Genomic DNA, 14,531 nt, shown 5'->3' with positions numbered 1-14,531 from the left:
ATGCTGGCCTATCTGCAGAACTTCGCGGATGACTTCTCCGTCTTCAACATCTTCCGTTACATAACCTTCCGAACAGGGGCGGCGACGATGACGGCGCTGCTCTTCGTTTTTCTGTTCGGTCCGATGATGATCGAGGTTCTGCGTTTTCGGCAGGGCAAAGGTCAGCCGATTCGGGCCGACGGACCGCAAACGCATTTCAAGAAGGCCGGAACACCCACGATGGGCGGGCTGATGATCCTGACGGGCGTCGTCGTCTCCGCGCTCCTGTGGTCGGATCTTTCCTCCCCGTATGTCTGGTGCGTGCTTCTGGTGACGCTCGGTTTCGGCTCGATCGGCTTCTACGACGATTATCTCAAGGTGAAGGGCGCGTCCTCGAAGGGCTTTTCGGGGCGGGCGCGGCTCGCGTTCGAGGCTTTGATCGCCGGCGCCGCCGTCTACGTGATGATGCGTGCGGGCGAGGGTGCGAGCGCGACGGCGCTGACGTTGCCGTTCTTGAAGGAGACCGTCATCCAGCTCGGCATCTTCTTCGTCGTCTTCGGCGCCTTCGTGATCGTTGGGGCGGGCAATGCCGTGAACCTGACCGATGGTCTCGACGGGCTCGCCATCGTTCCGGTGATGATCGCTGCCGCCTCCTTCGGGCTGATCGCCTATCTCGCCGGCAATATCCGCTTCGCCGATTATCTCCAGATCCATTACGTCGCCGGCACCGGCGAGCTTGCCGTTCTCTGCGGCGCCATGATCGGCGCCGGGCTCGGTTTTCTCTGGTTCAACGCCCCGCCTGCCGCAATCTTCATGGGCGACACCGGCTCGCTGGCGCTCGGCGGCATGATCGGCGCGGTCGCGGTCGCCACCAAGCACGAGGTCGTGCTCGCCATCATCGGCGGCATCTTCGTCATGGAAGCGCTGTCGGTGATCATCCAGGTCACGTCTTACAAGCTCACGGGCAAGCGCGTCTTCAAGATGGCGCCCATTCACCATCATTTCGAGCAGATCGGCTGGACCGAGCCGCAGGTGGTGATCCGGTTTTGGATCGTCGCCGTGGTTCTTGCCCTGATCGGCCTCTCCACGCTGAAACTCCGCTAGGCCGGCGATGTCGATCCCTCTCTCCCATCTCAAAGGAAAAAGTCTCGGGGTTTTCGGGCTCGCCCGCAGCGGGCTTGCGACGGTCAAGGCCGCTGTCAGCGGCGGGGCGCGCGTCTATGCCTGGGACAACCGGGAAGATGCGCGGGCAAAAGCGGCGGGCGAGGGCGTCACGCTGCAAGAGCCGGCTGAATGGCCGTGGGAAGAGCTTGCCGCTCTGGCGCTTGCCCCCGGCGTGCCCCTCACGCATCCCGAGCCGCATCCGATCGTCGGCATGGCCCGGGGCGCAGGCGTCGAAATTCTGTGCGACGCGGAGCTTCTGTTTCGCGAGCTCGAAGGTCAGGCCCGCTTCGTCGCCATCACCGGCACGAACGGCAAGTCGACGACGACGGCGCTCATCGGCCATCTCCTCGGCGAGGCCGGAATTGCGGTCGAGGTGGGGGGCAATATCGGCCGCTCCGCGCTCGATCTCGCAGCACCTTCGGCGCGTGACCATGTTCCAGAGCTTGTCTATGTCCTGGAGCTCTCGTCCTATCAGCTCGATCTCTGCCACCGCCTTCGGCCGAACGTCGCGGTCTGGCTCAATCTGACGCCCGATCACCTTGACCGCCATGGCGACATGGCCGGCTATCGTCTGGCCAAGGAGCGGATTTTTGCGAAGATGGGGGCCGACGATCTTGCGGTCCTCGGCATCGACGAGACCGATATGGAAGAGGTCGCCGCCGCGCTTTCCGGACGAGCCCAGGCGCCACGCCTTGCCCGCGTCACCGTGCGCGAGCGGGACGCGGCCGACATTCACGTCGACGATGCCGGGCAGATGACGGATGCGCGCAACGGCGAGAGGCTCGATCTTTCAGCGTTCCCATCGTTGCGCGGGCGTCACAACTGGCAGAATGCTGCCTGCGCCTATGCGGCGGTGCGAGAGCTCGGCGTGCCGGTCTCTCAGATCACCGCGGGGATGGCGAGCTTTCCGGGGCTCGAACACCGGATGCAGATCGTCGGGCGGCGCGGCAAGGTGCTTTTCGTCGACGATTCCAAAGCGACCAACGCCGATGCGGCCGCGCCCGCTCTGGCGACCTTTCAGCCCGTTTACTGGATCGTCGGCGGACGCCCGAAGGCGGGCGGCATTCACGGCTTGTCCGGTTTCTTCCCGCGCGTTGCGAAAGCCTATCTGATCGGCGAGGCGGCGGATGAATTCTCCGCCACGCTTGCCGCGCGGGTCCCGCATGTCATCGCCGGAGAGCTCGCACGCGCCGTCCGGATGGCGGCGGAAGATGCGGCGCTCGATCCCGAGGACGAGCCTGTCGTCCTGCTGTCGCCGGCGGCGGCTTCCTTCGATCAGTTCCCCGATTTCGAGGCGCGCGGGCGAGCCTTCGTCACCGCCGTCAACGCCCTGGACGATGCATCCGCGCAGCAGGCTGCGCTCTCGGAGACCGCGTCATGATCAGTCGTCGCGATCGTTCCCTGATTGCCGAATGGTGGTGGACCGTCGATCGCACGACGCTCTTCCTAGTGCTTCTTCTGCTCGCGGCCGGCGTCGTCCTGTCCTTTGCGGCGAGCCCGCCGGTTGCGGAACGCCTCGGCCTCTCGACTTATCATTTCGCGCTCAGGCAGGCGATGTACGCGCCGACCGCGACGGCGATCATTCTCAGCATCTCGCTGCTCACGCCCCGTCAGGTGCGGCGGCTCGCGCTTCTCATCCTCCTCGTCTCTCTGTCGATGATGGTCGCCGTGCTCTTCATCGGCGACGAAGTGAAGGGCTCGCGGCGCTGGGTCTATGTCGCTGGTATGTCGTTGCAGCCGTCGGAGTTCTTGAAGCCCGCCTTCATCGTCATCGTGGCGTGGCTGTTCGCGGAAGGCTCCAAACATCCGGAAGTGCCGGGCAAGCTTCTTGCCGTCATCCTGCTCATCATCACGGCGGCGCTGCTCGTGGCCGAGCCGGATCTCGGTCAGACCATCCTGATCTTCTCCGTCTGGGGTGCCGTCTTCTTCCTGGCCGGTGTCTCGCTGCCTCTGGTTGGCGGGCTTGCCGGCACGGCTGTCGCCGGTCTCTTTGCGGCCTATTTCATGTTTCCGCACTTCACCTCGCGCATCGACCGGTTCCTCGATCCGGAAGGCGGCGACACCTATCAGGTCGATATCGCCATGCGCTCCTTCGAGCGCGGCGGCTGGTCCGGATCGGGACCGGGCGAGGGTGTCATGAAGCGGATCCTGCCGGATTCGCATACCGACTTCGTCTTCGCGGTGATCGCCGAGGAGTTCGGTATCATCCTGTGCCTCGCCCTCATCTGCATCTTCGGCTTCATCGTCATGCGGGGGCTCATGCATGCGCTGCGGCGCAAGCAGCCGTTCGAGCGCATGGCGATCGCCGGCCTCTCGATCCAGATCGGCCTGCAGGCCTTCATCAATATGGGCGTGAATCTGCAGCTTCTGCCCGCCAAGGGCATGACCTTGCCGTTCATCTCCTATGGCGGCTCGGCGTTGCTTTCGAGCGCCGTCGTCATGGGCTTCATCCTCGCCCTGTCGCGCGAGCGCGCGGAGCGGAAGGTGACCGTCATGCCGCATTCGAGCTTTGCTGAGCAATTATGAGCGATAAGACCAGGCCGCTGGCCTTGCTGGCCGCCGGGGGAACCGGCGGGCATCTCTTCCCGGCAATCTCCTTGCGGGCCGAGCTGAAAAAGCGCGGCTATGATGTCGCGATCGTCACCGACAAGCGGGCGGGGCAATACGCGGCCGATCTGCCGGCCGACGAACTCCACGCCATCGATGCGGCGACGCTTTCGGCCGGCAATCCGGTGCGCGCCGTCTCCTCCATGTGGAAGCTCTCTCGCGGCGTCCTGCAATCGCGAAAACTGCTGCGGCAACTTGGTGCCGATATCTGCGTCGGTTTCGGGGGCTACCCGACCGTGCCTCCGCTCCTTGCCGCGCGTATGGCACGTGTGCCCGCCCTCGTGCATGAGCAGAACGCGGTTCTTGGCCGTGCCAACAGGCTGCTGGTGAAGGCCGGTGCAGCACTTGCCACCGGGTTTCCCGATCCGAAAGGTGCGGCCTCTGCGAAGCGCCTTGCATTCACCGGAAATCCGGTCCGCGAAAGCGTCATCGACGCCGGCAAGACGACTTATGAGCCAGCCGGCGAGGACGACAGCTTCCGCCTTCTCGTCTTCGGCGGCAGTCAAGGTGCGCGCGCGCTGTCGTCACTGGTGCCGGAGGCGATCGCGCTTCTGCCGCGAGCGCTGCGCGCAAGGCTTCAGATCGTGCAGCAATGCCGGCCGGAGGATCTCGACACGGTGCGGCTTCTCTACGGCCGTCTCGATGTCTCGGCGGAACTTGCCTCCTTCTTTCAGGATCTGCCGGCGAAGATCGGCGCAAGCCATCTCGTCATCAGCCGGGCAGGGGCGTCGACCGTGTCGGAACTCGCCGTTATCGGTCGTCCGGCCATCCTCATCCCTTTCCCGCATGCGATCGATCAGGATCAGGCTGAAAATGCCCGCCTTCTCGCCGATGTCGGCGGCGGCTGGATGATGGAAGAAGGCTCTTTGACCGCCGAAGCCCTTGCCTCGCGGTTGAAGGAGCTGATAGCGCATCCCGACGAACTGGCCGCAGCGGCCGCCGCCGCGAAAAAGGCAGGCCGGCCGGACGCGGCCGAAAGGCTCGCCGATCAGGTCGACGAGCTCGTCAGCCTGACGCGAGGACATCGCCAATGAAAATGCCTTACAACATCGGCCCGATCCATTTCGTGGGGATCGGCGGCATCGGCATGAGCGGCATCGCCGAGGTGCTGATCAATCAGGGTTGTCAGGTCCAGGGTTCCGATGTCTCCGACAGCCCGAATGTCGCCCGCCTGCGCGCCAAGGGGGCCAAGGTGATGATCGGGCATGCGGCGGAGAACCTCGGCGAGGCCGCCGTCGTCGTCGTGTCCTCGGCGATCAAGCGCGACAATCCCGAGCTGAAGGAAGCCCGCGCCAAGGGTCTGCCGGTGGTCCGCCGGGCGGAGATGCTGGCCGAGCTCATGCGGCTCAAATCCGCGGTTGCGATCGGCGGCACGCACGGCAAGACCACGACCACGTCCATGGTGGCGGCGCTGCTCGACGCGGGAGGTCTCGATCCGACCGTCATCAATGGCGGCATCATCAATGCCTACGGCACCAATGCCCGCATGGGCGACGGCGAATGGATGGTGGTGGAGGCGGACGAGAGCGACGGCACCTTCGTCAAGCTGCCGGCCGACGTCGCCGTCGTGACGAATATCGATCCGGAACATCTCGACCATTACGGCTCCTTCGAAAAGGTGCGGGAAGCCTTCATGGCCTTCGTGGAGAACGTGCCCTTCTACGGCTTTGCCGTGATGTGCCTCGATCATCCCGAGGTGCAGGCGCTGGTGAAGCGCATCGAAGACCGGCGCATCATCACCTACGGCTCCAATCTCCAGGCGGAGGTTCGGTTTCACTCGGTGAGCTTCGTGCCGGGTGAATCGCATTTTTCGATCGAGCGGCGCGACCGGCTGACGGGTGAAACGGAGACGCTTTCCGACCTCGTTCTGCCGATGCCGGGCATCCACAACGTCTCGAACGCGACGGCTGCGATCGCAGTCGCCCGGGCGCTCGGCGTCTCGGAAGCGGATGTGCGCAAGGGGCTCGCCTCGTTCGGCGGTGTCAAACGCCGCTTCACGCTGACGGGCACCTGGAACGGCGTCGCCATCTATGACGATTACGGCCACCATCCGGTGGAGATTTCCGCCGTCTTGAAGGCTGCCCGCGCGAGCTGCCGCGGCCGCGTCATCGCCGTCGTGCAGCCGCACCGCTACAGCCGCCTCCACAATCTCTTCGATCAGTTCTGCGCCTGCTTCAACGATGCCGATACCGTCATCGTGGCGGACGTTTATCCGGCAGGCGAAGACCCGATCGAAGGGGCCGATCGCGACAGTCTCGTCGACGGGTTGCGGGCCGGCGGACATCGCGACGTGCGACCGCTTCCGAGCGAAGCCGAGCTTGCCCGCATGATCGCCGATGTCGCGAAGCCTGACGACATGGTCTTGTGCCTCGGCGCGGGCTCGATCTCGAAATGGGCCAATGCTCTGCCGGGCGAGCTCAATGCGCGAGACGAGGCCGCGTGAGCCTCAAGCTCGATCGGCAGGGATTGTGATGCGCGCTCAGGAACTCGAGGGCCTGCTCGAAGGCTTCCGCGGCAGGCTGAAGGCGAACGAGCCGCTCGCGCCGATCGTCTGGCTGCGGGCTGGCGGGCCGGCGGATCTTCTCGCCATGCCGGCCGATGCCGACGATCTCGCCTTTCTTCTGAAAGCTCTGCCCGAAGAGGTGCCGGTGACCGTGATCGGTCTCGGCTCCAATCTCCTCATCCGTGATGGCGGGATCGAAGGCGTGGTCGTGCGCCTCTCCGGCAAAGGGCTGGGTAAGATCGAGGTCGATGGTGATCTCATTCGCGTCGGCACCGCACTTCCCGACAAGCTCTTCGCCAAGGCGGCGCTCGATGCGGGCCTCGGCGGCTTCGCATTCTATCATGGGATACCGGGCGGGCTCGGCGGGGCGCTCAGGATGAATGCGGGCGCCAATGGCGGCGAAACCTGCGATCGGCTGATCGAGGTCGTGGCGCTCGACCGCCAGGGCAACCGCCATGTGCTGACGCAGCCGGAGATGGGCTATTCCTACCGCCACAGCGACGCGCCCAAGGATCTCATCTTCGTCGAAGCGCTCTTCAGGGGTGAGAAACGGCCCGAGGACGAGATCCGAGCCGAGATGGATGCGGTGCAGAAACACCGGGAAGAGGCGCAGCCGATCAAGACCCGCACCGGCGGTTCGACCTTCAAGAATCCACCCGGCCAGCGTGCCTGGGAGCTGATCGATGCCGCCGGTTGCCGAGGGCTGAAGATCGGCGGGGCGCGCGTTTCCGAGATGCATTGCAACTTCCTCATCAACGAGGATGACGCCAGCGCCTACGACCTTGAATTGTTGGGCGAGACGGTGAGGGCGCGGGTCCTAGCCCATTCCGGCGTGCGGCTCGACTGGGAGGTCCGGCGCCTCGGCCGGTTCGGCGAGACGGGCGAGGTCGAGCCGTTCCTGGGTGCCTGAGTGGGCGCCTTTCAAAGAATCGCCGATCCACCTCTTAGTTAACGATTTCTAACCCTTTCGGGTCGAGATTGCGGCTTCGTTCGAATGCGGACCGAGCGCCAGGCGCGTCGGTTGGAGCAGAGGGAGGCGCTGCCGTGACCCGCAACACCCATATCGCCGTCTTGATGGGAGGCTGGTCGTCGGAGCGATCGGTGAGCCTTTCCTCCGGCAAATCCTGTGCCGATGCCCTGGAGGAGCGGGGCTATCGGGTGACGCGCGTCGATGTCGGGCGCGATATCGCAAGAGTTCTCAGCGATCTGCGTCCGGACGTTGCCTTCAACGCTCTGCACGGGCCTTTCGGCGAAGACGGCAAGATCCAGGGCCTCCTGGAAATCCTGGAGATTCCCTACACGCATTCCGGAGTGCTCGCCTCCGCGCTCGCCATGCACAAGGTCAAGGCGAAGACCGTCGTCGCGAATGTCGGCGTGCCGGTCGCAGAACAGCGTGTCGTCACCCGCGAGGAAACGGCGCGCGAACACGTCATGGCGCCCCCCTATGTCGTGAAGCCGATCAACGAAGGCTCGTCCTTCGGCGTGACGATCGTACCTGAGGATCAGGCGCATCCGCCGCAATCACTTTTGGGCGATGCCTGGACCTATGGCGAGGAGGTGCTGGTCGAGCACTATGTCGCCGGCAAGGAGCTCACCTGTGCCGTTATGGGACGGCCGGGTGAGGAGGAGGCCTTCGACGTCATCGACATCGTTCCCGTTGGCCACGGCTTCTATGACTTTGATGCAAAATATCTTCAGGGGGGCTCTAAGCACATTCTCCCGGCCAATCTTAAACCATTTGTTTACCAAAATATCCGCAGGTTCGCTTTGGAGGCGCATCGTGCCATCGGGTGTCGCGGAGTGTCTCGCAGCGACTTCAGGTACTGCGAGGAAAGCGATGAGCTCATCTGGCTGGAAGTGAACACACAGCCAGGCATGACGCCGACCTCCCTGGTCCCGGACATGGCGGCCCATGCAGGCCGCAGTTTCGGGGATCTGGTGACGTGGCTTGTGGAGGATGCATCGTGCCGACGATAGGGACGTGGCTGGCAGATCAGGGGGCTCGGGTCGACGCGTTGAGCGCCGGTCTCGGCCATACCCTGAATCGCGCCGTGCCGCCGCGCCTGCGTCGCATCGTGGAAAAGATGCAGACCGGCCGGCAGCACCATTACGGCCAGGTCGCCGCGATCGGTTTCCTGGGCGCCACCATTCTTTACGGTCTGATCGCCGGCGGTCACATGCTGACGCTGCTCGACCGCACCGTTGCCGCCGCCTTTTTCGGCATTCAGGAGATCCGCATCGGGGGCGAGATCGAAACGCCCGAATCCGCGGTTGTCGATCAGCTCGACATTCGTGGTGGGTCGCTGCTCGGATTTGACGCGAGCGACGCGCGCGAGCGGCTCATCGCGCTGCCCTGGGTCAAAGACGCCGACATCCGCAAATTCTATCCGAACCGGCTCGACATCACGCTCACCGAGCGCACGCCCTTCGCGCTCTGGCAGAACGACGAGGTGATCTCGATCATCGACCGCGCCGGTGTGGTCATCGGGCCGTACAAGGATGTGCGCTTCGCCGCACTTCCGTTCGTCGTCGGCAAGGGCGCAGACAGCCGCGCCGACGGATTCATGACCATGGTGCAGCGGCACCCGTTCCTGGCGGAGCGCATGCGCACGGCGGTGCTCGTCTCGGAGCGCCGCTGGGATCTCGTCACGAAGAACGGCATCACCGTTCAGCTGCCCGAGAGCGGGGTCGACGAGGCGATCGATCGCCTGAAGGCCCTGCAGGACAAGGACGACGTCCTGTCGCGCGAGATCGTCACCATCGATCTGCGCCTCAAGGACCGCATCCGCATCGGCCTTGCGGACAATATGGCCGAAACCGTCATCAAGGAGAATGAATCGGTGATCCGTCGCCTCGCCAAAGCTGGAGGCGAGATTTGAACGCCATCACTGAAAATGCCGGCTCCCGCATCAAGCCGCTGTCGCCACGCCGCACCGCCGTGGTGAGCGTGCTCGACGTCGGCTCGTCGAAGACCACCTGCCTCATTGCACGCCTGAAGCCGCTCGAGGGCGATCATCAGGCGGGCCGCACGCATCACGCCGAGGTGATCGGCTTCGGGCTGACGCGCTCGCGCGGTATCAAATCCGGTGCCGTCGTCGATCTGGAAGAGGCGGAAAAGTCGATCCGGATCGCCGTCGATCAGGCCGAGCGGATGGCCGACATGACGATCGGCTCCGTCATCGTCAACGTGTCGAGCGGACGTCTGAAGAGCGATACGTTTTCTGCCACAGTCGAGTTGTCCAGTTCGGGCGTGTCGGAGATCGATATTCAGCGCGTCCTGGGCGCGGGCTGCGCCAATTCCATCGCCGACGGGCGCGTCGTCGTCCATTCCCTGCCGATCGGCTATGCGCTCGACGGGCACAGGGGAATTGCCGATCCGCGCGGCATGCTCGGCAGCGAGCTCGGGGTGGACATGCATGTCGTCACCGCCGACGAAGCGCCGCTGACGAACCTCGAACTCGCCGTCAACCGCTGCCACCTCGAAGTGGAGACCGTGGTTGCGACGCCTTATGCGTCGGCGCTTTCGGTCCTCGTCGAGGACGAGGCGCAGCTCGGCGTCGCCTGTCTCGATTTCGGTGGCGGCACCACCAGCCTGTCGATCTTTTACGAAGGCCAGTTCATTCACGCGGCCAGCGTTCCGATCGGCGGCAACCACGTCACCATGGATATCGCGCGCGGCCTCTCGACCCGGCTTGCCGATGCGGAGCGCCTGAAGGCGCGTCACGGCTCGGCGCTGCCTTCGATCTCCGACGAGAAAGACATTTTGACGATCCCGCCTGTCGGCGAGGACGAGCGAGACGCACCGAATGCGGTGCCACGCTCGACGCTGACGCGCATCATCCGGCCGCGCATCGAGGAAACCCTCGAAATGGCGCGCACGATGATCGACGAATCGGGATTTGCCGAGATCGTCGGCAAACGCGTCGTTCTGACCGGCGGGGCGAGCCAGCTCACCGGACTGACGGAAACGGCGCGGCGGGTGCTTGGACGCAATGTGCGTCTCGGCCGCCCGCAGCAGGGTGCGAATGCGTTGCCTGAAGCGGTCAAAGGACCGGCCTTCGCGGCGGCGCTCGGCCTTATCACCTATCCCCAGGTCGCCCGCATCGAGCAGTTCCGGACGAGACGTCCGAGCCAGTTCGCGATGACCGGGACGGATGGATACTTCGCCCGCATGGGGCGATGGATCAGGGAGAGTTTCTGACGCGCGGCGCGGGGCCGAGCGGGAATTGAGAATAGGCGTGGGCAAGGCAGATGCCCGACGCGAGGACAGCGGCGAAAGGACAACAGATGGCCATCAATTTGCATATGCCGGATCTTACCGAACTGAAGCCCCGGATCACCGTCTTCGGTGTGGGCGGGGCGGGCTGCAACGCGGTCAACAACATGATCGAAGCAGGCCTGCAGGGCGTCGACTTCGTCGTCGCCAACACCGACGCCCAGGCGCTGACGATGTCACGCGCCGACCGCGTCGTGCAGATGGGCGTCGCGGTGACGGAAGGCCTCGGCGCCGGATCGCAGCCGGAGATCGGGCGGGCCGCTGCCGAAGAAACGATCGACGAGATCAACGACCATCTGACCGGCGCGCACATGGTCTTCATCACCGCCGGCATGGGCGGTGGCACCGGCACCGGCGCCGCACCGGTGGTGGCGCGCGCTGCACGCGATGCCGGTATACTGACCGTCGGTGTTGTCACGAAGCCGTTCCAGTTCGAGGGCCAGCGCCGCATGCGCCTCGCCGAGGCCGGCATCAACGAGCTGACGCAGCACGTCGATACGCTGATCGTCATCCCGAACCAGAATCTGTTCCGCATCGCCAACGAGAAGACGACCTTCGCGGACGCCTTCGCCATGGCCGACGAAGTCCTCTATTCCGGTGTCGCCTGCATCACCGACCTGATGGTCAAGGACGGGCTCATCAACCTCGACTTCGCCGACGTCCGCTCCGTCATGCGCGAGATGGGCAAGGCGATGATGGGCACCGGCGAGGCCTCTGGCGACAAGCGCGCCGTGGAAGCCGCCGAGAAGGCGATTTCCAACCCGCTCCTCGACGAGGTCTCCATGCGCGGTGCGCAGGGTCTTCTGATCTCGATCACCGGCGGCAAGGACATGACGCTGTTTGAGGTCGACGAGGCGGCGAGCCGGGTTCGCGAAGAGGTCGACGGTGATGCCAACATCATCTTCGGCGCGACCTTCGACGAAAGCCTGGAAGGCGTCATCCGCGTTTCGGTCGTCGCCACCGGCATCGACCAGGAACAGCGCCAGTCGGAGAACACCGAGCAGCGCATGCAGGAGTTAAAGCAGCGCCTGAAGAGCGTCGGCGGTCCGGCAGGTCATGCCCGTCAGGCTCCCGAGCAGGTGGCGGCGAAGGCCCCTTCTTTCGAGGAGGCGATGGCGGAGGATCTGGAGCGTGAGCTCGCTGCTCCGCGCCAGCAGCAGGTCGAGCGCCAGGTCGCTGCCGCAGCCGCCGCCGTGCCGCACACGAACCAGCAGCCGCGTGCCGAAGTCCGCCAGGAGAAAGGCATCAAAATCGGCCCGTTTCGCCCCGAACCGTCCCTGATCGCGCCGCGTGATGCGCATGACGAGATGGAGACGCGCGAGGCCCCGGTGCGCCGTCAGGAGGCTTTCGTTCCGCAGGCGGCGGAACGGCCGGAGAGCGTGCAGCCGCGGATGCCGAAGGTGGAGGATTTTCCGGCCATCGCACAGCGGCAGATCCACGCCAGCAGGGGTGCCGCCAATGAGGAAGAAGAGCGCCGTCCGCGTTCTCTCCTGCAGCGTCTGACGCACGGCCTCGCCAAGCACGGCGAGGGCGAGGAAGGCCAGGCTCCGCGTCAGGCTCGCGACATGGAAATCGAGCCGCGGATCGCTGCCGCCCCCGAGCGGGCGCCGGCCCGTCCGTCGGCCGCCGAGACCTTCGGCCGGCCGCAGCAGCGGCGTGCTGTCGAGCAGGCGGCGCGTGGTGGTCTCGATCCGCATGGCCGTCCGGCAGCGGCTGGGCACAGCGAGGACGACCAGCTGGAGATTCCGGCATTCCTGCGGCGCCAGACCAGCTGATGGGCGCCCACAGCCTGTAACGCTCTTGCGGCCCCGGCGTTTTTCGCCGGGGCCGCGTTTTTTGTAAGCTTATGTTTTCATGAGGGAAATCCGAGTAACGCCGGATCTCAAGTCGGTAACAAAAGGTAAGAAAGCTTGATTGGCGAAACTGTGACCGCTGCTGCTAGCTTCCGGCGCGTCGGGTGAGGGCCGGTCCGCTCCGATTCGCGATGCCACCGGCACGACAACATGAAAGATGGCTTGATGACAAAGACCGCTCAGGGCGCCCAAAAGACGCTCCGCAGGGATGCGACACTTACGGGCATCGGCACGCATAGCGGCAAGCCGGTTACGTTGCGGCTGTCTCCTGCCGACCCGGACACGGGTATCGTCTTCGTTCGCCGCAACGAGGCGGGCGAGGATGTTTCCATTCCCGCGCGGTCTTCCTCCGTCGTCGGCACGCAGATGTGCACGATCCTGGGCGACGGAGCCGGACTTTCGGTCGCCACCGTCGAGCATCTTCTGGCCGCGACTTCCGCGCTTTCCATCGACAATCTCGTGATCGAGGTCGATGGCGCCGAAATCCCGATGATGGATGGAAGTGCCGCGGCCTTCGTGGAGGCGATCGACGAGGCCGGTATCGTGGCGCAGCCTGCACGGGCGCGCGCGATCAAGGTGTTGAAGCCGGTCCGCATCGACCTCGGCTCCTCCTGGGCCGAGTTTCTGCCCTATAGCGGGCGTCGCTTCACCGTCGAGATCGATTTCGACTGCCCGGTCATCGGCCGGCAGAAGCATGCGGCCAACATCACCGCGAACAGCTTCCGCCGCGACATCTCGCGGGCGCGGACCTTTGGTTACATGAAGGACGTCGAGGCCTTGTGGGCCAAGGGGCTGGCTCTCGGCTCTTCCCTCGACAACGCCGTGGTGATTGCCGACGACAAGGTCGTCAATCCGGAAGGCCTGCGCTACCCGGACGAATTCGTTCGCCATAAGCTGCTCGACGCGGTCGGCGATCTCGCTCTCGCCGGGGCGCCGATCATCGGCCATTATCGTTCCTATCGCGGCGGCCACAAGGTTAATGCCATGGCGCTTGCGGCGCTTCTGGAAGATCGCTCCGCGTGGAGCTGGCTCGTTTCCTCCGATCCCGCGCCGCGTCGCAGCGAGCAGGCGGAAGGCCTGCCCGGCTATTTCGCCCCCGCCTTCGCTCCCGACCGTTCGTAGCCGTCACCAGATGATGGCGCCATCACCATATGGCAGCCATTTTTGCGTGCTGTGCCCATCGCAGCCGGCCGACATTTGCGATTGCGGTGTGCATGCGGCTTTGCAGTCGGCCTGATCTTCGATAAGGAGGCAGCCCGTGCCCTTTTGCTCCGTGTGGATGCATGACTTTCTCTGAAGCTACCAAGCCCGGGCTGCGCATCGTCGCCGCCAGTCTCCTCATTGCCTCGATCGGCGCTTCGCTCGGGGCCTGCTCGAATTTCGGCGATCGTACGAAGATCATCGAGGAGGAACCGACCATTCCTGCCGACGTCCTCTACAACGAGGGCCTCGCAGCAATGAAGGAAGGGGAGACGACCAAGGCGAAGGAGAAGTTCGCCGAGATCGACAAGCAGCATCCCTATTCGGATTATGCGCGCCGTTCGATGATCCTGTCGGCCTACCTCAACTACAAGCGCGGCAATTACACGGATGCGGTGACCGAGGCGAAACGCTTCGTGACGCTCTTCCCGGCCAGCGATGATGCGGCCTATGCGCAGTACATCATCGCCGAATCATATTACCGGCAGATCCCCGACGTGACGCGCGATCAGGAGATGACGCAGCGCGCGATCCTCGCTTACGGGCAGATCCTCAGCAAATATCCCGATTCGGAATATGCCGATGACGCGCGCCGGAAGATCGAGGTCGGCCGCGATCAGCTCGCCGGCAAGGAGATGCAGACCGGGCGCTACTATCAGGAGCGCGGGGAGTATCTGGCTGCGGTGAACCGATTCAAGTCGGTCGTGGAAGCCTATCAGACCACCCGTCATGTCGAAGAGGCGCTGCATCGTCTGGTCGAGTGCTATCTCGCCCTCGGTCTCGTCGATCAGGCGCAGACGGCGGCCGCGGTGCTTGGGCATAACTTCCCGGACAGCCCCTGGTACAAGGATTCCTACCGACTTCTGGCGGACAAGGGTGTCGAACCGTCGGAAAGCAAGGGATCTTGGATCTCGCGGGCCTTCCGCTCGGGGCAGGCCACCTGATAGCT

The 14,531-nt window shown here is 64.6% G+C and carries 12 protein-coding genes; all 12 read left to right on the top strand.

Annotated elements, in window-relative coordinates:
* Entirely contained in the window at positions 1-1,083 is a 1,083-nt protein-coding gene (gene mraY, locus L0F51_RS06695; RefSeq protein WP_234628457.1) for a phospho-N-acetylmuramoyl-pentapeptide-transferase, read from the top strand.
* A 7-nt stretch (positions 1,084-1,090) separates the two neighbouring features.
* Entirely contained in the window at positions 1,091-2,524 is a 1,434-nt protein-coding gene (gene murD, locus L0F51_RS06690; RefSeq protein ID WP_234628456.1) for a UDP-N-acetylmuramoyl-L-alanine--D-glutamate ligase, read from the top strand.
* A complete protein-coding gene (gene ftsW, locus L0F51_RS06685; protein ID WP_234628455.1) occupies positions 2,521-3,669 on the top strand; it encodes a putative lipid II flippase FtsW in 1,149 nt (382 codons plus the stop codon). Before murD ends, ftsW begins: the two co-directional genes overlap by 4 nt.
* On the top strand, positions 3,666-4,784 hold the full coding sequence (murG, locus tag L0F51_RS06680; protein ID WP_234628454.1) for an undecaprenyldiphospho-muramoylpentapeptide beta-N-acetylglucosaminyltransferase: 1,119 nt from the start codon (positions 3,666-3,668) through the stop codon (positions 4,782-4,784). Before ftsW ends, murG begins: the two co-directional genes overlap by 4 nt.
* On the top strand, positions 4,781-6,193 hold the full coding sequence (murC, locus tag L0F51_RS06675; RefSeq protein WP_234628453.1) for a UDP-N-acetylmuramate--L-alanine ligase: 1,413 nt from the start codon (positions 4,781-4,783) through the stop codon (positions 6,191-6,193). The genes murG and murC overlap by 4 nt, the downstream gene beginning before the upstream one ends.
* 28 nt (positions 6,194-6,221) lie before the next feature.
* Positions 6,222-7,163: a UDP-N-acetylmuramate dehydrogenase gene (murB, locus tag L0F51_RS06670; protein WP_234628452.1), complete on the top strand. Its 942-nt coding sequence runs from the start codon at positions 6,222-6,224 to the stop codon at positions 7,161-7,163.
* 134 nt (positions 7,164-7,297) lie between these two features.
* On the top strand, positions 7,298-8,230 hold the full coding sequence (locus L0F51_RS06665; RefSeq protein ID WP_370642325.1) for a D-alanine--D-alanine ligase: 933 nt from the start codon (positions 7,298-7,300) through the stop codon (positions 8,228-8,230).
* The gene (locus L0F51_RS06660) at positions 8,218-9,132 is read left to right on the top strand and encodes a cell division protein FtsQ/DivIB (protein ID WP_234628451.1); all 915 of its coding nucleotides are present in this window, start codon (positions 8,218-8,220) and stop codon (positions 9,130-9,132) included. The genes L0F51_RS06665 and L0F51_RS06660 overlap by 13 nt, the downstream gene beginning before the upstream one ends.
* On the top strand, positions 9,129-10,454 hold the full coding sequence (ftsA, locus tag L0F51_RS06655) for a cell division protein FtsA (RefSeq protein WP_255701285.1): 1,326 nt from the start codon (positions 9,129-9,131) through the stop codon (positions 10,452-10,454). The genes L0F51_RS06660 and ftsA overlap by 4 nt, the downstream gene beginning before the upstream one ends.
* A gap of 86 nt (positions 10,455-10,540) precedes the next feature.
* Positions 10,541-12,304 carry a cell division protein FtsZ gene (ftsZ, locus tag L0F51_RS06650; RefSeq protein ID WP_234628450.1) on the top strand — a complete coding sequence of 588 codons (1,764 nt, stop codon included), beginning with the start codon at positions 10,541-10,543 and terminating at the stop codon, positions 12,302-12,304.
* Positions 12,305-12,547: 243 nt separating this feature from the next.
* The gene (gene lpxC / locus L0F51_RS06645; protein WP_234628449.1) at positions 12,548-13,504 is read left to right on the top strand and encodes a UDP-3-O-acyl-N-acetylglucosamine deacetylase; all 957 of its coding nucleotides are present in this window, start codon (positions 12,548-12,550) and stop codon (positions 13,502-13,504) included.
* A gap of 161 nt (positions 13,505-13,665) precedes the next feature.
* Positions 13,666-14,526 carry an outer membrane protein assembly factor BamD gene (locus L0F51_RS06640; RefSeq protein ID WP_234628448.1) on the top strand — a complete coding sequence of 287 codons (861 nt, stop codon included), beginning with the start codon at positions 13,666-13,668 and terminating at the stop codon, positions 14,524-14,526.
* The last annotated feature ends 5 nt before the right edge of the window (positions 14,527-14,531 follow it).

It is taken from the genome of Afifella sp. H1R (genome assembly GCF_021462425.1).
GTDB lineage: Bacteria > Pseudomonadota > Alphaproteobacteria > Rhizobiales > Afifellaceae > Afifella > Afifella aestuarii.
Note: the sequence above shows the minus strand (reverse complement) of the source record. Positions and strands in the feature narration are given on the sequence as shown.

Coding starts and splice junctions, on each gene's coding strand:
- murG (WP_234628454.1), top strand. CDS start 3,666: ATGAGCGATAAGACCAGGCCGCTGGCCTTGCTGGCCGCCGGGGGAACC.
- lpxC (WP_234628449.1), top strand. CDS start 12,548: ATGACAAAGACCGCTCAGGGCGCCCAAAAGACGCTCCGCAGGGATGCG.
- murC (WP_234628453.1), top strand. CDS start 4,781: ATGAAAATGCCTTACAACATCGGCCCGATCCATTTCGTGGGGATCGGC.
- ftsW (WP_234628455.1), top strand. CDS start 2,521: ATGATCAGTCGTCGCGATCGTTCCCTGATTGCCGAATGGTGGTGGACC.
- ftsZ (WP_234628450.1), top strand. CDS start 10,541: ATGGCCATCAATTTGCATATGCCGGATCTTACCGAACTGAAGCCCCGG.
- L0F51_RS06640 (WP_234628448.1), top strand. CDS start 13,666: ATGACTTTCTCTGAAGCTACCAAGCCCGGGCTGCGCATCGTCGCCGCC.
- murD (WP_234628456.1), top strand. CDS start 1,091: ATGTCGATCCCTCTCTCCCATCTCAAAGGAAAAAGTCTCGGGGTTTTC.
- murB (WP_234628452.1), top strand. CDS start 6,222: ATGCGCGCTCAGGAACTCGAGGGCCTGCTCGAAGGCTTCCGCGGCAGG.
- mraY (WP_234628457.1), top strand. CDS start 1: ATGCTGGCCTATCTGCAGAACTTCGCGGATGACTTCTCCGTCTTCAAC.